General features: G+C 40.4%; 18 protein-coding genes, 1 tRNA gene and 1 pseudogene. 14 read left to right on the forward strand and 6 right to left on the reverse strand.

Features of this window, described 5'->3' with window-relative positions; all coding sequences use genetic code 11:
• Positions 1 to 450: 450 nt before the first annotated feature.
• A tRNA-Asp gene (locus IEY40_RS16215) sits at positions 451 to 527 on the forward strand.
• Between the two features lie 473 nt (positions 528 to 1,000).
• Here IEY40_RS16215 and rbsK read toward each other — a convergent pair.
• Positions 1,001 to 1,912 carry a ribokinase gene (rbsK, locus tag IEY40_RS16220; protein ID WP_188958011.1) on the reverse strand — a complete coding sequence of 304 codons (912 nt, stop codon included), beginning with the start codon at positions 1,910 to 1,912 and terminating at the stop codon, positions 1,001 to 1,003.
• A 51-nt stretch (positions 1,913 to 1,963) separates the two neighbouring features.
• Entirely contained in the window at positions 1,964 to 2,896 is a 933-nt protein-coding gene (rihA, locus tag IEY40_RS16225) for a pyrimidine-specific ribonucleoside hydrolase RihA (protein WP_188958013.1), read from the reverse strand.
• 243 nt (positions 2,897 to 3,139) lie between these two features.
• On the opposite strand from rihA, the gene IEY40_RS16230 reads away from it, so the two are divergent.
• Positions 3,140 to 3,391, forward strand: coding sequence for a YkgJ family cysteine cluster protein (locus IEY40_RS16230; RefSeq protein ID WP_188958015.1), 252 nt, complete (start codon positions 3,140 to 3,142; stop codon positions 3,389 to 3,391).
• 35 nt (positions 3,392 to 3,426) lie between these two features.
• Positions 3,427 to 3,882, forward strand: coding sequence for an Rrf2 family transcriptional regulator (locus tag IEY40_RS16235; protein WP_188958017.1), 456 nt, complete (start codon positions 3,427 to 3,429; stop codon positions 3,880 to 3,882).
• Here IEY40_RS16235 and IEY40_RS16240 read toward each other — a convergent pair.
• The 3 genes from IEY40_RS16240 to gpmM form a co-directional block, all read right to left on the reverse strand.
• Positions 3,857 to 4,615 carry a divergent polysaccharide deacetylase family protein gene (locus IEY40_RS16240; RefSeq protein WP_188958019.1) on the reverse strand — a complete coding sequence of 253 codons (759 nt, stop codon included), beginning with the start codon at positions 4,613 to 4,615 and terminating at the stop codon, positions 3,857 to 3,859. The genes IEY40_RS16235 and IEY40_RS16240 overlap by 26 nt on opposite strands.
• Before the next feature lie 133 nt (positions 4,616 to 4,748).
• On the reverse strand, positions 4,749 to 5,882 hold the full coding sequence (locus IEY40_RS16245; RefSeq protein WP_188958021.1) for a murein hydrolase activator EnvC family protein: 1,134 nt from the start codon (positions 5,880 to 5,882) through the stop codon (positions 4,749 to 4,751).
• A 10-nt stretch (positions 5,883 to 5,892) separates the two neighbouring features.
• Positions 5,893 to 7,434: a 2,3-bisphosphoglycerate-independent phosphoglycerate mutase gene (gene gpmM / locus IEY40_RS16250; protein WP_188958023.1), complete on the reverse strand. Its 1,542-nt coding sequence runs from the start codon at positions 7,432 to 7,434 to the stop codon at positions 5,893 to 5,895.
• 240 nt (positions 7,435 to 7,674) lie between these two features.
• On the opposite strand from gpmM, the gene IEY40_RS16255 reads away from it, so the two are divergent.
• From IEY40_RS16255 to IEY40_RS16270, 4 genes are all read left to right on the forward strand, one after another.
• On the forward strand, positions 7,675 to 8,109 hold the full coding sequence (locus IEY40_RS16255) for a rhodanese-like domain-containing protein (protein ID WP_188958025.1): 435 nt from the start codon (positions 7,675 to 7,677) through the stop codon (positions 8,107 to 8,109).
• 202 nt (positions 8,110 to 8,311) lie between these two features.
• The gene (secB, locus tag IEY40_RS16260) at positions 8,312 to 8,785 is read left to right on the forward strand and encodes a protein-export chaperone SecB (RefSeq protein ID WP_188958027.1); all 474 of its coding nucleotides are present in this window, start codon (positions 8,312 to 8,314) and stop codon (positions 8,783 to 8,785) included.
• A 3-nt stretch (positions 8,786 to 8,788) separates the two neighbouring features.
• A complete protein-coding gene (gene gpsA / locus IEY40_RS16265; RefSeq protein ID WP_188958029.1) occupies positions 8,789 to 9,805 on the forward strand; it encodes an NAD(P)H-dependent glycerol-3-phosphate dehydrogenase in 1,017 nt (338 codons plus the stop codon).
• 125 nt (positions 9,806 to 9,930) lie between these two features.
• Positions 9,931 to 11,112 (forward strand): BaiN/RdsA family NAD(P)/FAD-dependent oxidoreductase, encoded by a 1,182-nt coding sequence (locus IEY40_RS16270; protein WP_188958031.1) that lies wholly within the window; start codon positions 9,931 to 9,933, stop codon positions 11,110 to 11,112.
• 137 nt (positions 11,113 to 11,249) lie between these two features.
• On the opposite strand, the gene IEY40_RS16275 is transcribed toward IEY40_RS16270, so the two are convergent.
• Positions 11,250 to 13,067 carry a hypothetical protein gene (locus tag IEY40_RS16275; RefSeq protein WP_188958033.1) on the reverse strand — a complete coding sequence of 606 codons (1,818 nt, stop codon included), beginning with the start codon at positions 13,065 to 13,067 and terminating at the stop codon, positions 11,250 to 11,252.
• 692 nt (positions 13,068 to 13,759) lie between these two features.
• On the opposite strand from IEY40_RS16275, the gene IEY40_RS16280 reads away from it, so the two are divergent.
• The 7 genes and pseudogenes from IEY40_RS16280 (at position 13,760) to IEY40_RS16310 (ending at position 21,629) form a co-directional block, all read left to right on the forward strand.
• Positions 13,760 to 15,796: a TonB-dependent receptor plug domain-containing protein gene (locus IEY40_RS16280; protein ID WP_188958035.1), complete on the forward strand. Its 2,037-nt coding sequence runs from the start codon at positions 13,760 to 13,762 to the stop codon at positions 15,794 to 15,796.
• Between the two features lie 9 nt (positions 15,797 to 15,805).
• Positions 15,806 to 16,342: a YfiR family protein gene (locus tag IEY40_RS16285; RefSeq protein WP_188958037.1), complete on the forward strand. Its 537-nt coding sequence runs from the start codon at positions 15,806 to 15,808 to the stop codon at positions 16,340 to 16,342.
• A gap of 50 nt (positions 16,343 to 16,392) precedes the next feature.
• Positions 16,393 to 16,623: a YfiR family protein gene (locus IEY40_RS16290; RefSeq protein WP_229777139.1), complete on the forward strand. Its 231-nt coding sequence runs from the start codon at positions 16,393 to 16,395 to the stop codon at positions 16,621 to 16,623.
• A 148-nt stretch (positions 16,624 to 16,771) separates the two neighbouring features.
• A complete protein-coding gene (locus IEY40_RS16295; protein WP_188958039.1) occupies positions 16,772 to 18,862 on the forward strand; it encodes a two-component system response regulator in 2,091 nt (696 codons plus the stop codon).
• A 494-nt stretch (positions 18,863 to 19,356) separates the two neighbouring features.
• Positions 19,357 to 20,137, forward strand: a pseudogene (locus IEY40_RS16300) (alpha/beta hydrolase family protein).
• Positions 20,138 to 20,257: 120 nt separating this feature from the next.
• Entirely contained in the window at positions 20,258 to 21,064 is an 807-nt protein-coding gene (locus tag IEY40_RS16305) for a metalloregulator ArsR/SmtB family transcription factor (protein WP_188958041.1), read from the forward strand.
• Between the two features lie 58 nt (positions 21,065 to 21,122).
• Positions 21,123 to 21,629 carry a phosphatase domain-containing putative toxin gene (locus IEY40_RS16310; protein ID WP_188958044.1) on the forward strand — a complete coding sequence of 169 codons (507 nt, stop codon included), beginning with the start codon at positions 21,123 to 21,125 and terminating at the stop codon, positions 21,627 to 21,629.
• Positions 21,630 to 21,653: the final 24 nt, after the last annotated feature.

The following is a 21,653-nucleotide window of genomic DNA, read 5'->3' on the forward strand; positions in this document are numbered from 1 at the left end:
CTACGTTGATAGGCAAGGTGTGTAAGCGTTGTGAGGCGTTGAGCTAACTTGTACTAATGACCCGTGAGGCTTAACCATACAACCCAGATGGGTTTTACTGACCTTAGTGGTTAGAATAGAGCACTTAGATAGTGTGAGAATACTCAATAAAATTAGCTTTCCGAATTAACTAAATCTTGGTTATGAAGACGCAGGAAATTGTTAGGCTAACAAAGCCGTAACGAGCGAAGCACGGAGTGTAGTTTACTACATGAGTATTAGAGCGAAGAAACAATGCCGTTAGACGGACAATTAACCAGTATTTAGACAAAATTTGTCTGGAAACCATAGAGCTTCATTTCCAGACGCCTAATTATCTCGTTAAGAGATGCTCGAAAGAGCAAGTCTACTAGTTATGACATACTAGCGACTTAAAAAGCATTTAGCATTCTGCGTAAGCAACGTGCTAAAGGAGCGGTAGTTCAGTTGGTTAGAATACCGGCCTGTCACGCCGGGGGTCGCGGGTTCGAGTCCCGTCCGCTCCGCCAACTAAAGACAAAGGCCTCTGCAGAAATGCAGAGGCCTTTTTCGTATTAAAAATGACAAAAAATTTAAGGTTACGATGACTTGTCTTGAGCCTCAAGGTAGTCGTCGTTCAGCTGAGTAGACCGTCAATAGATTGCGGTGATATGCCATGCATATAGACGCCGGTTCACCCCTATTACAAGCATAATATGCTCTGTTGATATCGAAGCCTCAACTCACGATGAGGCTTTTTTGTATCTGAAATTAATTATATTCCTTTTACGGCAAGACTGAAGGTAAAGCTATATTAAGTTACATCAATAATGTGGCTAATATTAATTGGTATTCATTCAATCTATAGGGATTTTTGCTTTTTTGTATGTAGCATGTGCCTTGTATTTATAATGCAGAGTGCTGTCTATTATTAGCACTTGTTCCACTAATACAAAAGATGGTCGTCATTAATACGACAACCTCTGTTGAGCTTAACATGATATCAGCGATTTAGTTGCTCACGGTAGGGAATGCTACTTTGCGCGCCATGACGAGTTACTGCGATTGAAGATGCTTTATTGGCGAAGATAACCGCATCGATAAGGTTATTTCCTTCATCTAACGCCACCATTAATGCGCCATTAAATGTATCCCCAGCAGCGACAGTATCAACAGCACTAACTATTGGTGCTGGTATGATTTGTCCTGATCCTTGTTCGCTAATATATGCGCCTTTACTGCCGAGAGTAATAATGACCTTATTGATACCTTGCCGATGTAGATATTCAGCAGCTTTCGATGCGCTGCTTTGATCTACAACTTCTACACCTGTTAACGTAAGCGCTTCTGTTTCATTGGGTGTAATGATATCAACCAAGCTCAGTATTTCTTCTGGCAGTGTTGCCGCTGGTGCTGGATTGAGTATCGTTGTGCATTGATGCTGCCTCGCCAGTAATAATGCTTCATGCACGCTGTCAATAGAGGTTTCAAGTTGGATCAGCATGTACTTTGCTTGGATAAATAATGTTTGCTGTTGTTGTATATGCTTAGGTAATAAGTATGCATTTGCACCAGGGACTACCCCAATACTATTTTCGCCTAGCTGATTAACAAAAATCATAGCCGTTCCCGTACTTTGGCCCGGAATCTCGTAACAACCAGTCAGATCTATCCCATCAATAGTCCATGTATCACGCATTTTTTTAGCATTAGAATCATCGCCTAACGCAGAGATAAAACTAACAGTTTGTTTTGAACTCCGTAAGCGTGCTGCCGCTACGGCTTGATTTGCCCCTTTACCTCCAAGTTCTAGGCGATATTCTTGACACATCAAGGTTTCACCAGCTTGAGGAAGATTATCAAATGTCAGAACATGATCGGCATTAGCGCTGCCGACAACTAATAATGTGCTCATGAATATCCTTTATTGTCATGCATATAAAATTATCTGCATGACATTGATAGATTAGTAATCGTTTAGGCGTTCAACAATAAAATCGACAAATCCTTTACGGTCTATATTAAACAATACTTTTGTATTGTGCGGTTTGCCTGTTAATTGATAGCGATCGACGACCGTCATACCTTGAGTGTGTTCACCTTTGGTTTCAACTCCAACCCAACAATCTACAGCGGTAAATAATGACGGATTCAAAAGCCAGGCTATGGTGCATGGATCATGAAGCGGTGCACCGGTAAAGCCCCATTTAGGATCTCGATGATAAATCATAAAGAAGTCGAGTAACTCTGCAACGCATTGTGCAATTGGATTATTAATGACTCTTATGCGCTCGATATCCTCATCCATAATTTGCGCTTCATGAGTCACATCTAAACCGCACATAACGATTGGAATACCTGATTTAAACACCATATCAGCAGCTTCTGGGTCGACAAAAATATTAAACTCAGCAGCCGGAGTCCAATTACCCACTCCTGCAGCACCACCCATCAGTACAATACTGTCGATATTATGATGTAGCTCTGGATGAGCGGATAAAAATAGCGCAATGTTTGTGAGTGGACCTGTAGGAACTAGTGTGACTGGTTGTTTGCTGTTTTTGACTTTTTCGGCTATCAATTCAATTGCTGTTTTGCTGACGGGTGCAAATGCCGGATCTGGTAATTTAGGGCCATCAAGACCACTTTCACCGTGCACATTGTCTGCAATAATCAACTCGCGAGCTAAAGGTTTAGGTGCTCCTGCTGCCACAGGTATATCATGTCGACCAAGTAAGGTGAGCACTCGTAAGGCATTATTTAGGGTCTTATCTGGCGTTTGGTTACCGGCGCTAGTTGTAACCGCAAGGACGTCTAATTTGTCTGAGCTTAATGCTAAAATAAGTGAGATGGCATCATCATGGCCTGGGTCGCAATCGAGAATAACTGGACGTTTCATTGGTAATTTCCTTATTTCTGAAGAGGGTCTACTGTACCACTATGATTGTTACTGGTTTAATGCTTAAAAACTGAAAATGTGATCTAATATACGTCGATATAGTGGTGGTGAAAAAGCATCACAGATAACTTGCCTTAGCTCGGTTGTTGTTTCAATTATTGTGTATACGAATAATGTAATTAAACATGTCTATATGACGTTGTTTTTAAAAATAATATGTAGTTATAATCGACAGGAATACTTATGAATTGCCGTTTGGGTTGTGGTGCTTGCTGCATTGCACCATCAATTACCAGCCCTATTCCTGGGATGCCAAATGGTAAACCTGCTGGTGTGCGATGTATTCAATTGAATGACGACAATCTATGTCTTATTTTCGGTCAACCAGAGCGACCCGATGTCTGTGGAGAGTTTTCTGCAAGTATTGATGTTTGTGGTACCACAAATGAGCAAGCTTTATGGTTGATCACTGATTTAGAATCTTCGACATGCTAACCTTTGATTATTATTTACTTTGGGTAATTTAAATCATGCAACTGACTCGATATACAGACTTTGGTATTCGGATTTTAATGTATCTCGCAGTGCAACCAGAGCGAGAAACCTTGTTTCGAATTGCAGAAGTCACCAGCGTATTTGATTTATCGTCGAACCACGTGGCTAAAATTATTCATCAGTTAGGAAAGTTGGGTTATTTACAGACTATTCGTGGTAAAAGTGGTGGGTTTAAGCTTGCTAAAACCGCTGAACAGCTACACCTGGGCCAATTGGTTCGTGATTTAGAACATTCGCTCGCGCCAATTGATTGCGAGTCACCTTATTGTCGTTTTACACCTATTTGTAAATTAAAAGGGGTATTAGGTCAGGCTGTGGCAGCATATCTTGCTGTACTCGATCAATATACCTTGGCCGATATTGTTGATAATCGGTCTGAAATTTTGGCAACGTTACCAGATTTGTCTATTTCAGTGTTGCAGTTGGAGTAGCTTGATTTGAGGTGGCAAGGTTAATGTCATCAAATAACTGGGATGTTTTTACTAGCACAATACCATTGGCTTCTAAGCGAGCAAGATTTGTACGTAAAAAGCGAATAGTTTCAGGATAAGGGTGCGCAATAGCAACGAGCTTCCCTTGTTGCTTGGTTCTTTGGATCATTATATTAAACTGCTTTTCAAGTCCACGTGGACTAACATCATTATCTAAAAATACATGTCTTCTCAACAATGGCACACCTAGTTTATTCGCCGTATCACTAGCCTTAGTGTATTTGGTCGTCACGCTGTCGACAAAAAACAGCTGTTGTTGCTTGAGGCTTTGCATAACCCATAACATAGGGTCATCCATTTGGGTTAATAAGCTACCCATATGATTATTGGCCCCTTTGGCAAAAGGGATACTATTAAATGCGGCTTGGAGCTGTTGCTTTATTTGTGCTTCATTCATGTCGTTAGTTAATCCACCCGGACCTAATGCTTTACCATTTAAGGCCTGCATAGGCAGATGCAACATGATTTCGTGACCATTATTGTGGCCATCATTAGCCAGTTTTTGGCCTAAAGGTGTGTGAGGTAATACTGATAAGGTAATATTTTGCGGTAGAGTTAATGCTGCTTCGTCAGTGAGTCTATAACCAATATCATCAATGATAATGGCCAATTTGGCAGCGCTTGCGGGCAAAATGTTGCACAAGCAAAGTAAAATAATGCATTGAATTCGCACGTTAGCTTATCTTTTTATGTGTTATGGATATTTGAGTATTCATTCAGCCGATTATAGTCGCAATTAATTACTTAAAACTGCACTAATTAGTTAGTTGTGCGATTGTTTATCAAAATAAAGCATAAGTAAAACCTTAACGGCAGTAATAAGCTGGGTCGACCGCTTTACCCTTGTTACGTATCTCAAAATATAACCCTGGCTCGCTTTGTCCGCCTGAGCTACCGACAAGGGCAATCGAATCACCGCTTTTAACCATGTCGCCGGGTTGTCTTAACAGCGTTTGTGCATGGCCATATAAGCTCATGTAACCTTTGCCGTGGTCAATCACTAACACCATACCAAATCCGCGTAACCAATCCGCGTAAATGACTTTACCTGAGGCAACAGCATAAATATTTTGCCCCTCAGGTGCGGCTAAGACGCTACCTTTCCAAACAATCTGTCCTGAGCGGCTACTGCCAAAGCGTTTGCTCATACGGCCTTTAGTTGGCCATTTTAACTTTCCGCGTTGATTGGCTAATCCGTCCATTGTTGGGTTAGCTTTGGCTGTGACCATAGCTTGCTGAACAATTCGCTTTAAACTGGCTTCTTCTATTTGTAATTGTTCTAGTTCCGCACCTTTACTTGACAAGGTTCGCTGAAGTTGGGTTAGCGTTTGTTTACGCTGCCCTTGTTCTTTCGATAATTGTTGCGCCTGTTTTTTTTGCTCTATCACTAATGCATTGAGTTTTTGTTGCGAAGTTACTTGTTGTTGCTTCACTTTATCTAAGTCAATACTGGTTTGCTTTAGCTGTTTAATCGCTTTAATTCGGGCGTTATTTAAAAATTGATAATAGGCGAGCATACGCTCAACTGTTGCCGGATTCTGCTGATTTAACATCATTTTTGTGTAGTCATGATTACCGGCAAGATATGCGCTAGATAATTGTTTTGATAAGGTTTCTTGCTGACTGCTTTTTACAGTGGCGAGCTCGATTTGTTGTTTGTCTAATTCGCGTAATTTGGTATTAACAGCGGCCAATGAGGCTTGTGATTGATTGACTTTTTGCGCAGCTTTAGCAATGGCTTGCTCATCACTTTTTAATAAAGCGATAAGCTTTTCGCGTTGCTTACTGGTATCTTTTAGTGAATTTTGCTGTTGGTTTATTTGTGCTTGAATAGACTTTAACGCCGATTGACGGGCGGTCAGGTCAGCACTATTTGCCGTAAATGAAAGGATTAGAAAGCCAGCAATAATGCTGGCTTTAACAAATAAACGAGTTATCACGAGTTAATGTTTACTCTTTAAGGTCAATGATACAGCGTCCACTCATTTCTTGCGGGATGCTTTGGCCCATCAAGGTTAACATAGTTGGCGCGATATCGCTCAAGCGTCCACCATCTTTTATTGTGGCGTCACGGCCCACATAAATAAATGGCACTAACTCACTTGTGTGAGCGGTATGAGCCTGACCAGTAGACTTGTCTGTCATTTGTTCAGCGTTACCGTGATCTGCAGTGATAAGGCATTCGCCATCAACTTTAGCTAACGCTTCAACTACACGACCAATACAAGCATCAACCGCTTCACATGCTTTAACTGCCGCATCAAATTTACCAGTATGGCCAACCATGTCACCATTTGGATAGTTACAAATAATCACATCGTATTTGCTCGACTCAATAGCCGCGACGAGTTTGTCGGTAAGTTCTGCTGAACTCATTTCTGGTTGTAAATCGTATGTTGCTACTTTAGGTGACTGAATTAAAATGCGATCTTCACCTTCAAACGGCTCTTCTTTACCACCGTTAAAGAAGAATGTGACGTGTGCATACTTTTCAGTTTCTGAAATTCGCAATTGGGTTTTACCTTGGTTTTGCAAGGTTTCACCTAGTGTGTTCACTAAGTCTTCAGACGGATAAGCAACTGCAGCTTTAATGTCTGCCGCGTATTCAGTTAACATCACAAAATCGATATTTGGGGTTTTATTACGAACAAAACCATCAAAATCAGAGTTAACAAAACTGCGAGAAATTTGACGTGCACGATCGGCGCGGAAATTCATAAAAATTAATGCGTCGTTGTCGTTTAGCTCTGCCGCTTGACCTTGAGCATCAACAATCGTTGATGCTGCAACAAACTCATCATTTTCATCACGAGCATAAGCCGCTTCTAGTGCTTCAGGTGCGCTTGTGTAGCTAAACTTACCCTTGCCTTCAGTAATTAGTTCGTATGCTTGTGAAACTCGATCCCAACGGTTATCTCGGTCCATCGCAAAGTAGCGACCAATAATCGATGCCGTGCGTCCATGGCCTAATGCCGCAAATAGCTCATCAAAATGCACTAAGCTATTTTTGGCACTGCGCGGTGGCGTGTCGCGACCATCTAAAAATGCATGTAAATATACTTTAGTTGCACCACGCTCAACGGCCATGCGACACATGGCTTCAATGTGCTCTTCGTGGCTATGTACGCCACCTGCAGACATTAACCCCATAATATGAACCGCACTATTAGCGGATATGGCTTTATCTACTGCATCACAAAGCGCCTGATTTTTTTCAAACTCATGATCTGCAATAGCTTTACTGATACGAGTCAGTTCTTGATACACAATACGGCCAGAACCGATATTGATATGGCCAACTTCAGAGTTACCCATTTGGCCGTCGGGTAAACCCACATCAATACCAGAACCTGAAATTAAGCTGTGAGGATATTGTGCATTTAGCTTATCTAAAACAGGTGTGTTCGCATGAAAAACCGCATTGTCTTGCGTGTCTTCACGGTAGCCCCAGCCATCAAGGATAAGTAGTGCTAAAGGACGTTTCTTAGTCATTTGCAAGTACCTTTTAAGTTAAAAATGGAAGTGTTATAAAATTTCAATTGTATGAATATTACTACTTATCGATAGCGTGCAAAAGGCATATAGCTTTCAAGATATAACTAAAGCAATCATTAAAGTGGTGCGGGTCACGAATAAACGCGTTATTTAGGCGTTTCACTAATGAAAACTACCTAGCAAAACGATATACTCGATGGCATCTCATCTTAGTCATCGTCAGAGAAATCAGTAATTATGCAAGAGTACATGGAATTTTTTAAAGCTAATCCAATGTTAAGTTTAGCTTGGGTCGGTTTGTTTGTGGCGCTAGTTGTGAGTGTCATTAAGTCGGGTACATCTAAAGTTAAAAACGTCAGTCATCAAGAGCTAACCATCATGGTTAACAAGCAAGATGCCAAGGTTGTTGATGTACGCGGAAAAGAAGAATTTAAGAAAGGTCACATTGTTGATGCGCTAAACGTAACCTTGTCTGAAATTAAAAATAATCAAGTATCAAGCCTTGAAAAGTATAAAACTAGCCCCATTATAATAGTATGTAACTCAGGTATGACATCGTCACAAGCAGCTCAACTCCTTATTAAACAAGGTTTTGAAAACGTGTTTAACCTTAAAGGTGGCATGGGCGAATGGCAGGGTGCAAATTTACCCGTAGTTAAAAGCAAGCGTTAATACGCCGCTTAATATATGCAGTGTTAACAAATTGGGAATGCGCTAACACTGTTTATAAACAAGGTTTTGTTGAAAGCTTTTTAGCAAAATCAACTTTACGGGATAGCACTAACGATAGATCAATAGATCCGTTATTAGTCTTAAAGCCCAACACAATTAGCTTCACAGAAAAGCTAAATAACACATATATAGGTAGGACATTATGGCTGAAGTCGCAAACAACGAAGCACAAGCACCACAATTTAACATTCAGCGTATTTATACAAAGGATTTGTCTTTTGAAACGCCAAACAGCCCAGCTGTTTTCCAAAAAGAATGGAACCCAGAAGTAAAATTAGATCTAGACACTCGTAGTAACAAATTGTCTGATGACACATTTGAAGTGATTTTGTCTCTTACTGTTACTGCTAAAAATGGCGATGAAACAGCATTCCTATGTGAGGTTCAACAAGCAGGTATCTTCTCTATATCTGGTTTAACAGAGCCACAACTTGCTCATTCTTTAGGAGCATACTGCCCTAACGTGTTGTTCCCATATGCACGTGAATTAGTGGGTAACTTAGTTGGCCGTGGTACATTCCCACAACTAAACCTAGCGCCAGTTAATTTTGACGCGCTATTTGCACAGTATGTTCAACAGCGTCAAGCTGCTGCAACTGAAGAAGCAACAGCATAATTTATGAGTAATACTGCCGAAATTACGGTACTAGGGGCGGGGTCTTATGGCACCGCCCTTGCTATTTCTTTGGCAAGCAACGGCCATAAGACTTTGCTTTGGGGTCACGATCCCAAAAGCATGCAAGTATTAGCAGACAGCCGTAGTAACGAGCGGTTTTTGCCAGGTATTCAGTTTCCTGATTGTTTAGCAATCGAACCTGACTTAGGTAAAGCGCTTGCAGCCAGCAAAAATATTTTAGTGGTTGTACCGAGCCATGTTTTTGGTGATGTGCTTAAACAAGCTAAGCCATTATTGCGCGAAGATGCACGAATTGTGTGGGCCACCAAAGGGCTAGAGCCTGAAACCGGCCGCCTACTACAAGACGTTGCACGTGAGCAGTTAGGTGAGCAATATCCATTAGCGGTATTGTCAGGCCCAACATTCGCTAAAGAACTCGCCGCAGGCTTACCTACTGCTATTTCGGTGGCAGGTACTTGTCCTCAGTTTACTCACGACTTAGTTGAATTACTCCACAGTCCAAAACGTTTACGTGTCTATGCTAACGATGACTTTACTGGTATCCAGTTAGGCGGCGCGGTTAAAAACGTTATCGCGATTGGTGCAGGTATGTCAGACGGTATTGGCTTTGGCGCTAATGCACGTACGGCATTAATTACCCGTGGATTAGTCGAGCTGACTCGTTTAGGTGAAGCGCTTGGCGCCGATGCATCTACCTTTATGGGGATGGCAGGTTTAGGTGACTTAGTATTGACTTGTACCGACAATCAGTCGCGTAATCGTCGTTTTGGCTTGGCCCTAGGTCAAGGTAAAGACGTGATGACTGCACAAGATGAAATTGGCCAAGTTGTTGAAGGTTATCGAAACACTAAAGAAGTGTTTACCTTAGCTAAACGCCTTGGAGTAGAAATGCCGATCACCGAACAAATTTATCAAGTGTTATACCAAGGTAAAGCACCTGTTGAAGCTGCAAAAGAGTTACTCAGCCGAGACAAAAAATCTGAAACACGCAAAAAATAGTGCAACATAACGGTTAAGTTAACCGTGAGTAGATATCAAAAAGGATGCTAAAATAGCATCCTTTTTTGCATTTTAAAGTGCATTACCTCATGCAAATAACCAATTTAAACAATGTGGAGTGAAACGTGAAACATCATGACGTAATCATTATCGGTGCCGGCGCGGCAGGGTTAATGTGTGCTGCAACCGCGGGCTATCGAGGTCGTGATGTGTTGGTGATCGACAACGCCAAACAAGCTGGTCGTAAAATTTTGATCAGTGGTGGTGGCCGTTGTAACTTTACTAATCAAAAGGTTGAACCGCATCAATTTATTTGTGGCAATCCGCATTTTGTTAAATCGGCACTTGCACGCTACCGCTCAAGTGATTTTATTGAGTTAGTTGAACGCCATGGCATTGAATATCACGAGCGCGATCATGGTCAGCTATTTTGCAACGACTCAGCCAAAGACATTGTTACCATGTTGATGACCGAGTGCGAATGGGCAGGCGTTAAAGTAAAACTTCGCACCGAAATTTTCTCGGTAAGTAAAACAGATAGTGGTTTCAATTTAAGCACTTCAAATGGCGACTTTAGCTGTACGTCTTTAGTGATCGCCACTGGCGGCTTATCTATGCCTAAATTAGGGGCTACGCCATACGGTTATAAACTTGCCGAACAATTTGGTTTAACCGTATTACCGACCAGTGCTGGATTAGTGCCTTTTACCTGGCATGCTGAGCAAAAAGCGCGCTTTGAAGCATTATCCGGTATCGCGGTTCCTTCAACGATCACCGCACAAGATGGCACTCAATTTAGTGAAGCATTATTGTTTACGCATCGTGGTTTGTCGGGGCCTGCTGTACTGCAAATTTCAAACTATTGGCAGGCAGGCGAAGCGATTTCCATTAATTTATTGCCGGGTGAAAATGCGTTAGAAAAAATCGAACTCGCGCTTAAAAATCATCCTAAACAGAGTCTTCGCAATACCCTTAGCCATTGGTTGCCAAAACGTTTAGTTGAAGCATTATATGAAGAAGCACAATTAGATAAAGCCTTAAACCAACTCGGCCACGGCGAGCGTGAACATCTAGCTCAAAGCTTAAATGACTGGTCAATTGTAATGAATGGTACTGAAGGTTATCGCACTGCTGAAGTCACCTTAGGTGGGGTTGATACCAACGAGTTATCGTCTAAAACCATGGAAGCAAAAAATGTATCTGGATTGTACTTTATTGGTGAAGTAATGGACGTAAGTGGTTGGTTAGGCGGGTTTAATTTTCAATGGGCCTGGTCGTCGGGTGTTGCAGCAGGGTTGGCTGTTTAGTTGTAAGCATGGAATTAAAACGAAGACAATTGGAATTAAACGAAGACAATCTTTTTGTGAAAACTGTTTAATTTGAACCTATGTGGTTGATTCTTAATATTAAAAGATTGTCTTCGCGCTATTGTATATTAAACATGTTATGGTTTATGACGTTTGAACAAAACGGCTGGGTTGTTTCTAAGTAATAGTAATATAAAGAGAAGCAATAACAAGTTAATGCCTACACTGCCACCACTTGAACCACCTTCAGAACCACTGCCATTAACTTCAACTTCGAGAGAAAACTTAAGTACGCCACCCTTACCATCGTTGGCTGTAACGCCTATGGAGTATTTTCCTGTTTTGGCTGAGATGATTTGTAACCCCCCATAATCATCCACTTTAGAGTTTGGGGGAAGATTGGTATATGTATAACTTATAGGGCTATCGTAATCGGGGTCCCATACCAAATCATTTATTAATAATTCGTATGAACCACCTTTTTTCAAATATTCTTTGCTAAGTGGGCTAATTAATTCAGGCGCATCATTGATATTGATAAAATCGATGGCGAAATTGGTGAGCAACTTTGTTCCTGAAAAGACTTGAACCCTAGACCTGTCTATTTTTTCATAGTTACCAGCACTGGATAGAACAAATATGTCTTTTTTCCCTGGCTTTCCTGTTATTTTTTCACCATCAAACGTTAATGGTGCTGGCAGCCCTTTTATTGTCAATAGACTTGGGTTGGTATAATAGTTTTTGAGGTTGATTTCACTGTACTGATCTTGTGTCCATTGAAAACTAAAACTATTTAGAGAGTCTAATTTTGTAATTGGTAATGTGTTAGCCAACTGAAAAGATTGAATTACTTTATCATTCCGACCTATGCTTAATCCATATTCTGCATCGATAAGAATACAGTCATTTATCGTAAGTAAATTTCGGGTCTGATCTGTAAAATGTAACGATAACTTTTCTTTACTGTAAATGATGGCCCTACATTGAGGCCCTAACCCGTAATCCGTATCAGCTACAAATTGCACTGGTAAATTGGCATCCTCTACACCACGCCCTGGAGTGGTACCTGAGTCTAACCACTTATCATTTTCATAAATGTAATGTTTGTCAGGGTATAAACTTGTGTTACCAGAGTAGATAAATAATTCTGATTTAGTACTGAGTGCAGTAATCCCCTTCAATCTAACATTACTTGGTAAACTAATATCATTTAGTAAAAAAATATTACCGAATTCATCGAAGCGGAATATGTATGCCTTAGCTATGCCTGTGTTGCTATCAGATATTTCAAACAGAAATTGATTAAAACCAGCTAGGAAATAAGTTCGGTAAAAAGCTGAGGTTGTGAAATTTGATAAGTCAGGTAATTCACCTTGAACATCTTGGCAAGTGATGTCTGTAACATTCACGGTGCAGTGTGTCGCGATGATGGCATTTTGAGAATATATGAAGCTAAATATAGTGTTTTCAGATGATTGAGTAACATTGATATAACCCCCTATATCAGGGAAAAGCTCTACTTCTTTGACCAGTTTAAACCCATCATTTAAATCAATACTTGAAAGATAATTACTGGAGTCGAGGTTGTCTTGATTACTGATAATTAATTTATCGTCAACCTTTGCGACAATCTTGAAGTTAATGTATTCATTATTCGCGAAATCGAGTACGACTTTTTGATTGAATTCAAGTAAATGCGATGTTGGCTCATATTGCCAAATATAAAGTGTCTGTACAGTGATATCTGAGTCGAGATTATTGCCAATTAAATAAAGAGTATTTGTTGATTTATCAAAGTGATATGTTCTTACGCTGTCAGGGTATAGCTCTTGTTGTTCTTCCCTGTAATCAAGCGTTTGCAAGATGTTAAAGGCATCCTCCGCGGTACTTGAGAAACACATAAAGCTCATGCTGGCTAGGATTAACCCGCGACAAAAAAACACAAACTTATTCATTGAAAATCCGTTATCCAATAGTTAGTGGCCGTAATCTATCCGACATCTATAAATGTTTCAAGTATGTTAATAAGCAAAAGTAGATAAATATCTTAACCATATAATAGGCTATTTTTTTGGATTGACTTTTTAAGCTGACGGTTTTTACATGTAAAAAACGTATGTACAATATTTTTACAAATTCAGTCGAAAGGTGTTTTTCAAGAAAGTTGTCGCCCATATTTGCTCTACATTTCAATTTGTAGTGCTCAAGGTATTTAAAATAGTTCCTTGCCTACAGCTGGTGTATCGAGCCATTCTTGAACTTCTGACGATATAGGAGCTGATTTATCACACTTGGCCAGTAATTTCTCTAAAGTATACTTAGGCTTTGGGTTAAGTATTAGCCGTCCTGTTGTCCCTACCTTTACACTTAGTTCTTCAAGAATTGTCGGAGGAATTGTTAGCATTATGGTGTCACCTTACTAAAAGACTCAATATTCCATACCTGGTTGTTGGTGCAATGGCTAATATGTTAGTCCGCTATAACAAGCTCTATCGCTCAAAAAATAACTTATATCTAATTTTGTAACATACTTATTTAACTTAATCGTGTAAATTTACTTTATGTAAATTAATTGTGAACTCTTGATTTTTTCGTTATTAGACTCTCACAATTTTCGTTAGCTTTAGTGAAGGCGGGGCTGTTGTAAATGTTAAAGTCGAAAATTATATCTTATTTTGTGCTATTGGCTTGTGTTGTTACATCCGCAGCCATCGCCGATGAATCAAACTCTTTCGATCTTAGCCTACAAGAGTTGCTGAATGTTGAGGTGACTTCAGTGTCGAAGCAGAAGCAGCCTTTATCGAGTTCACCAGCCGCAATCTATGTGGTGACAAGCGAACATATTCGTAATTCTGGGGCAACCTCAATTCCTCAAGTCCTTCGCGATGTGCCAGGGTTGCATGTTGCACAGATTGATTCCCAAAAATGGGCTATCAGTAGCCGCGGCTTTAATGGTCGCTACAACAATAAGCTGTTGGTGTTGATGGATGGTCGCACCCTTTATTCTCCTGTTTTTTCAGGTGTTTATTGGGAGGTGCAAGATACACTGATGGCCGATATTGAGCGCATTGAAGTGATTCGTGGACCGAGTGCCGCTATGTGGGGCGCGAATGCAGTAAACGGTGTCATTAATATCATTACTAAACACAGTGCTGATACTTCTGGTGGCTATGCTGAAATAGGGGCTGGCGATTATGAGCAAGGATTTGCAGGTTTTCGTTATGGTTCGACATTATCAGACAATGCAACATCGAGAGTGTATGTAAAAGGTCATAATAAAGACTCTCTTGAACATGATACACAAGATCTCGGTGACTACCTTGTGGGGCCTTCTGCAAGTGTTGATAAGGATAACGGCTGGACTCACCTACAAGTTGGCGGCCGCGTTGATATAGAGCTTGAGACCGGCACAAGCCTTATGTTGAGCAGTGATTGGTATCGCACTCAAATGCAGCAAACGTCCTATTATCCAACATTAGTTGGTCCGTCATATCTTGAATATAATAGTGACGAAGTAAACAGTGATGGCTTTAATCTATTATCAAAGTTAACCAAAGCGCTATCGCCAACCTCACAATATAGTCTGCAAACTTATTACGATTATGCAAAAAGAGACGATGATTGGTATGGTTTTAGTAGTGAAACCCTTGATATTGATTTTCAGCATCAGCTACTTGTAGGGCAAAGCCATAATATTATCTGGGGATTGGGTTACCGTTTTATTCAAGATGACTTCGACCAAAGCACTATTATTGTAAGTAGTGAGTCAGAATCGACTCGAACTAATTTATGGAGCGCATTTGTTCGTGATGAGATTACGTTAATAGATAATGAATTGTGGCTTACGTTAGCAACGCGTGTAGAACACTTTGACTACACAGGCTTTGAGGTCCAACCGAATGTTCGATTAATGTGGCAATTAAATAAAAAAAATAATTTGTGGGCCTCGGTTGCACGTGCAATCAGAACACCATCGCGGGTAGAAAATAATCTCTCTGTTAACGCACAAAACATACCGCCTTCGGTTGAGTCGCCATTGGTCAGTATATGGGTGGCTGGTAACGAGAATTATCAATCTGAAGAAATCATTTCCTATGAATTGGGTTACCGTGTTACTCCGGCAAAAAAATGGTCATTTGATTCAACAATATTTTATAACGACTATGATCAACTGCGCAGCGCTCTCAACAGCACAACAGATTTCAGCACGTTTCCCAATTACATTTCACAATACTTAACATTTGAGAATGATCTTGATGGATATAACTATGGATTCGAGTTCTCTTCTATGTGGGCTGCAACCGATGATCTCCAACTTAAACTGAATTATAGTTTTATTCAAAATGAGTTTGGTGAAAATCAAAGTCAAAATACTGATGCACCAGAGCATATGTTATCGACAATGATGGATTGGAGTATTACTGATGATATTAATCTTAATCTAGTGTGGCGATTTATGGGTGACGCTTATGTCATCAATACCAATGACCTTAGCACTAAGACCATTGATAGCTACCATGGTTTAGATATTGGGTTGCACTGGGCTGTAACTCCTGATGTCTTGTTATCGGCGTTCGGAAAAAATTTACTTCATCCTGCTCACCTTGAGTATGAAGGAGAGAACTACCAGCTCCCTTATCGTGTGGGACCAAGTTATTATATTAAAGCTACTTTGACCTTTTAAGGTAGCAAAATGAAAAGTTTAAATTCAAGTCGACAGTTACTGTATTCATTATTGGTCGTGGGAACAATTTTTTTTCCGCGAGCCTCTATGGCTCAGAACGCATTCGAGTTAAAGGCGGCATTAACCTATAACTTTGCTAAGTTTACTCAGTGGCCTGAAGCGCGTCTTAATCCACCATCTGCTTGGAAAATATGTTTTTTCGGAAATCAATATCATGACAGTTTTCTGGGGCTTTCTGATAAAAAGATAGGAAATCAGTCTGTTATAGCTATTGAGTTATCCGAAATAAGCCAGGTCGGCCAGTGCGATGTTGTATTTGTTGACACTAACTCTAGGGAGTTAACGCATCGATTATTATTGGCTGTCGATAATAAGGCTATTTTAACAGTTTCGGATATCACTGGTTTTGCAATGCAAGGCGGGATGATTGAAATTGTCGAGCAAGATAAACGGTTATTTTTCAAGGTTAATATGCAAGTTTTAGAAAAATCAGGATTAACTATCAGCTCACAGGTATTGAAATTAGCACTTGATGTTAAACGTTAAAACTCCCAATAAATAAGGTCACTGTTTAACATACTGTATCGTAGTGTGATGTGGTAATTATCGATGCAAACTCTAGGGATTTAACCTGTCGTTTGTTTTTGGCTGTTGATAATAAACCTATTTTAACGGTTTCAGATATCTCGGGATTTGCAGTTCAAGGAGGCATGATTCAAATCGTGGAGCAAGATAAGCGATTGTTCTTTAATATTAATACTTTAGAGGCTTCTGGGTTGGATATCAGCTCACAAGTGTTGAAATTGGCACTAGAGGTTAAACGATGAAAATAATGAATATTGCATCAATTCGAACAAAATTAATTTTTCAATACTAGCTATCGCTATTATCTCTGCATCATCTATCAGACACATTATTGCCAGTGTTTTAACAAACTAAAGAGGCAATATTGCTAAAGTTAGAGAGGTTTGTCTAATGTCGTTAAATACGCTTCAAGATGTAGTATTAATCGTTGATGATGATCCCGTCATCCGAGTTTTGATGCGTCGAGCAATAAACCATTCTGTTGGCAATATTATTGAGGCCAGCAGTGGTGAAGAGGCTATACAGCTTTTTTCCGAACACTCACCAGATTTAATATTGCTCGATGTGTCGATGGACAAAATGAATGGCTTTGAATGTTGTTCAGTGATTCGTTCATTACCCGAAGGGGATAATGTCGCTATTATTATGGTGACAGCATTAGATCAACCTCAAGACATTCAAAAAGCCTTCGATGTGGGTGCGACAGACTTTATGACTAAGCCGGTAAAGTGGCCGTTGCTGAGTCACCGCATCCATTATGTATTAAAAGCCAATAAAACAATTAAAGAGTTAACTAAGAGTAAAAATAAACTTGCCAGAGCACAGAGCATCGCCCACTTGGGTTCATGGGAGTGGGACTTTATATCCAACAAGCTAGATTGCTCTGATGAAGTTTATCGTATGTTGGGGATGCAACCTCAAGAGGTAGACATTACATTTTCTAAAATGCTAGAAATCATCCACCCAGATGATCGTGAATTTTTAAAATTAACGGTTAAAACAGCATTAAAGCATCGGAAAGCCTACGATATTGAATATCGTGTGTTACATGACAGTGGTGAGGTTATTACCCTACATGACCGAACTGATATCACTTATGATTTTGGTGAGCCGCGAATTAATGGCACTTTGCATGATATTTCAAGCCGCAAAAAATCAGAGCAAGAAATCGCTTATTATGCCTTTTACGATACGTTAACGGATCTACCTAACAGACGTAAGTTTCTGTTGCAATTAGACTCAGCAATTGCTTTGGCTAAGCGCCATTCAACAAAATTAGCATTACTATTCATTGATTTAGATCATTTCAAAAGAATAAACGATACCTTGGGACACAAAACCGGTGATGAATTGCTATGCGAAACGGCGACACGTATAAAAAGTTCTGTACGTATTTCAGATGAGCTTAGTGTCGGCAGCCGAGTTGAATATGAAAATGAACATCTTGCCCGTTTGGGCGGCGATGAATTCACTTTGCTTTTATGTGAGTTAGAAGCATTTGATAATGTGGCGATTATTGCTCAGCGAGTGCTTGATGCGCTTTCGAAACCTTTTGTTATTCAGGGGCAACAAACATTTATTTCTGCCAGCATCGGTATTTCTTTTTATCCCGATGACGGCGAAACCGGTGATATTTTGCTGCAGCATGCAGATACTGCCATGTATGAGGTGAAACACAACGGCAAAAACAGTTATCAACTTTTTTCTCATGAAATGCATAAATCGTTAATGGATAGGCTCAAAATTGAAGCCGACCTTCGAGAGGCTATAAGATTAGGAGATCAGTTTGTACTTTATTACCAACCACAAATTGACTCAGAAAATGACCACATTGTTGGATACGAAGCATTATTGCGCTGGAACCATCCAACAAGAGGCTTGTTAGCACCGATAGATTTTCTCGCGATTGCCGAAAGCAGCGGCTTGATTATCCCTATTGGAGAATGGGCTTTATATGAAGCTTGTAGCAAAGCGAAACAGATACATATTGCAGATGCCAATTTTCAGCGCATGGCGGTCAATCTATCTGCATTGCAATTCAACCATGCCAATATTTTAGACCACGTTAAAAGCGCTCTGACTGAAACAGGTTTACCACCAAATCTACTTGAGCTTGAAATTACAGAATCGGCCATCATCAGCAACGTTGATGAGGCGATTGCTTTGCTTTTTAAGCTCAAAGAGTTAGGTGTGAAGTTAGCTATTGATGATTTTGGAACTGGCTACTCTTCATTAAACTACTTAAAGAGTTTCCCTATTGATACATTAAAAATTGATAAGTCGTTTATAGACGAAATAGTGAATAATCAAAAAGATGCCGCTATCGCTCGCACAATCGTGCAGTTAGCACTTAATTTAGAGCTCAGTACCATTGCAGAAGGTGTCGAGTACATAGAGCAGCATGATTTACTTAAGGCTATGGGATGTACTAATTTGCAAGGTTATTTGTATAGTAAACCCTTACCTCCGGAAATGGTTTAATTGTGACGTGACTGGATACACTTTAATGCTTTACCCTTCAACTTTATTAGTGAGTTGGTTGATGGGAACTGATGATCCATTTCGCTAATGTGACACTCGTATTGGCGTTAAATAGCCGCTTGAAAAAGCGGTCACTTTCAAAGCCCACATATTATGAAATGGTTTTGATGCTTATGTTGGTAGATATCAGTAATGTATTTGCCATGTCGATCCTTACTTCTTTTGGGATATGCTTGCTGCCAACACTGAGCAACGATTCAAGTTTCGTTCACTAAAGCAAAATTTTTTAGCCACAGAGCTAATGTTCATTGTCATATTAATTTTATGTTAGTTTGGTCTAGATGAACCACTCTATTGCCTGAATTTAGCATGTGAATCACATTTATTTAAATCTAATAGGCTTGGCTGAAACTATGAATCTGCAAAATGTAAAGCAAATAACAATAACGTGCAGCGATGGTGAATCTCTTGCTGCCACAGCTTATTAGCCCACCATTACTGCGAAAGGTGCGGTGATGATTGCGCCTGCTACAGGAATTAAAAGACAGTTTTATGCTAATTTTGCCAACTACCTTGCCAACAATGGTTATGGCGTTATTACGTTTGATAACCGAGGTATTGGTGGCTCATCAATCGGGCCAGTTACCCAAAATTCTGCATCGTTACAGCGTTGGGGCGAAAAAGACATGCCAGCGGTGCTGGATTGTTTACAACAGGAATTTCCGCAAACGAAATACCATTTGGTGGGGCACAGTGCTGGTGGCCAACTAATAGGATTAATGCATAATGCAATGGCCATTAGTTCAATGTTCAATTTTGCATGTTCTTCAGGTCAGTTAACAAATATGAAGTTGTCATATTTGATTCAAGCGCATTTTTTTATGAACTTTTTTATCCCGTTAAGTAATGCGATGTTTGGGCATACTAAGTCTCAGTGGCTGGGTATGGGAGAGCCACTGCCAAAGAGTGTTGCCAAACAATGGCAGCAATGGTGTAACGGCCAAGGTTATGTTAAAACAGCTTTTGGTAAAACTGTGCATCAACATTGTTATAACGAACTGACTTTACCGTCATTGTGGGTGTGCGGTGGATGATGATATAGCCAATAATGCCAACGTAGTCGACATGATGTCGGTGTTCCCTATGCTTAATGGTCAAACCTTAACCATAACGCCAAGTGAACATGGATTATCAGAAATCGGTCATATGAAATTTTTTAGCAGTAAATCACAAATCTTATGGCCTTTAGCTTTAAATTGGTTAGATAAACACTAACGTTAAATACTGGCATAAGCCTATTCAATACCCTGAATAGGCTTTTTTATTACCTTAGTCTTGTATATGTAAATAATCATATATACAATGTTTTTAAGAATTCAGCTGAGCCGATTATCTATGAAAAAGAAAAGTGTATTGTTTTTGTGTACCGGTAACTCTGCCCGTTCACAAATGGCTGAGGCGTTATTGAGAAGTAAAGCCGCCGAGCAATTTGATGTATTTAGTGCGGGTACCCAGCCAGAGGACATAGACGCCAGAGCGATTGACGCAATCCAAAAGTTTGGTGTCGACGCGAGTCATTTAAAGTCTAAAAACGTACAAACTTTTGCAGGGAAAGAGTTCGACTACGTGATTACGCTTTGCGATAAAGCTAATAGCGAATGCCGCAGTTTCCCCGGTGCCGGCAAACAGCTTGCCTGGGATTTCCCCGATCCTAAAACCCGTTCGGGCAACCATCCTTTCTCCAGCACTCTGACAGAGCTTAACAATCGCTTATCGATGTTTTTGCTGGTGGAACTTAAGGCGTTTGCAGCAGCTGTTGAAGCTACAGCCGAAGACGAACAAGCACTCATCAATGTAGACCCCATCGCGTTTTATAAATGCTTAACAGACGATATCCGCTTAAAAACCTTAATGTTGACCCATTATCATGGTGAGCTGTGTGTTTGTGAGTTAATGCAAGCGCTGGATGAAGATAGCCAACCTAAAGTGTCGCGCAATTTAGCCTTACTGAAAAAAGCCAACATACTTAGCGACCGAAAACATGGCCAATGGGTGTTTTACCGCATTAACCCAGCATTACCGTTATGGGTAAAGTCGGTTATTGCGCAAACAACTGAAAATAACATTGCACTCATTTTGCCGTACCTTCAGCGCCTAGACAATATGAAGAATCGCCCTGATAAAGTCAGTTTCTGCCGTTAGGTTTTTACGGATTTTTACCTATATCTGTTAGCCAATTAGCCGATTTTTGGAGTTAATAATGCCACCACATCCGTTTGATATTTTGCCAATAGACCCATTCAATGACAATGGCGCTAAATTGATTTTTACCCCGTGCCCAGGCACGAAAGAGCAAGCATTGGCTGAGTCGCTCAGTACGTTAAAAGTCGCTGGTACTCAAATGTTACTGACCCTGATGTTTGACGAAGAAATGGCCCGTAATAATGCCAGTGATTTAGCCGCGCAATGTGCAGCTCAGCAAATTACCTGGGTGCAATTACCCATTTTGGATGACGCCGCACCGGGCGCCGAATTTGAAGCAAGCTGGCTGAAACATAAAGCGCAAATCTTAAATTTGATGAATAACCAGGGCACGATTGCCGTGCACTGCAAAGGCGGATCAGGGCGCACTGGGTTAGTAATTGGATTAATTCTTGCCAGCTTAGGTTGGCCAAAAGACAAGGTAGTGAGTGCGGTACAAGCACTAAGGCCAAAAGCATTAGCGCACCCTGTACAGCGCGAATATTTTGATGGGTTTACTCTTTGAGCTTGTTAATTAAAGACTACAGAT

Source organism: Shewanella ulleungensis (assembly GCF_014648315.1).
Lineage (GTDB): Bacteria > Pseudomonadota > Gammaproteobacteria > Enterobacterales > Shewanellaceae > Shewanella > Shewanella ulleungensis.

Bases quoted from the DNA above. Each gene is read 5' to 3' on its own strand.
- rihA (WP_188958013.1), bottom strand. From the start codon at position 2,896: ATGAAACGTCCAGTTATTCTCGATTGCGACCCAGGCCATGATGATGCC.
- IEY40_RS16295 (WP_188958039.1), top strand. From the start codon at position 16,772: ATGTCGTTAAATACGCTTCAAGATGTAGTATTAATCGTTGATGATGAT.
- rbsK (WP_188958011.1), bottom strand. From the start codon at position 1,912: ATGAGCACATTATTAGTTGTCGGCAGCGCTAATGCCGATCATGTTCTG.
- IEY40_RS16235 (WP_188958017.1), top strand. From the start codon at position 3,427: ATGCAACTGACTCGATATACAGACTTTGGTATTCGGATTTTAATGTAT.
- IEY40_RS16275 (WP_188958033.1), bottom strand. From the start codon at position 13,067: ATGAATAAGTTTGTGTTTTTTTGTCGCGGGTTAATCCTAGCCAGCATG.
- IEY40_RS16280 (WP_188958035.1), top strand. From the start codon at position 13,760: ATGTTAAAGTCGAAAATTATATCTTATTTTGTGCTATTGGCTTGTGTT.
- IEY40_RS16310 (WP_188958044.1), top strand. From the start codon at position 21,123: ATGCCACCACATCCGTTTGATATTTTGCCAATAGACCCATTCAATGAC.
- IEY40_RS16285 (WP_188958037.1), top strand. From the start codon at position 15,806: ATGAAAAGTTTAAATTCAAGTCGACAGTTACTGTATTCATTATTGGTC.
- secB (WP_188958027.1), top strand. From the start codon at position 8,312: ATGGCTGAAGTCGCAAACAACGAAGCACAAGCACCACAATTTAACATT.
- IEY40_RS16255 (WP_188958025.1), top strand. From the start codon at position 7,675: ATGCAAGAGTACATGGAATTTTTTAAAGCTAATCCAATGTTAAGTTTA.
- IEY40_RS16230 (WP_188958015.1), top strand. From the start codon at position 3,140: ATGAATTGCCGTTTGGGTTGTGGTGCTTGCTGCATTGCACCATCAATT.
- gpmM (WP_188958023.1), bottom strand. From the start codon at position 7,434: ATGACTAAGAAACGTCCTTTAGCACTACTTATCCTTGATGGCTGGGGC.
- IEY40_RS16305 (WP_188958041.1), top strand. From the start codon at position 20,258: ATGAAAAAGAAAAGTGTATTGTTTTTGTGTACCGGTAACTCTGCCCGT.
- gpsA (WP_188958029.1), top strand. From the start codon at position 8,789: ATGAGTAATACTGCCGAAATTACGGTACTAGGGGCGGGGTCTTATGGC.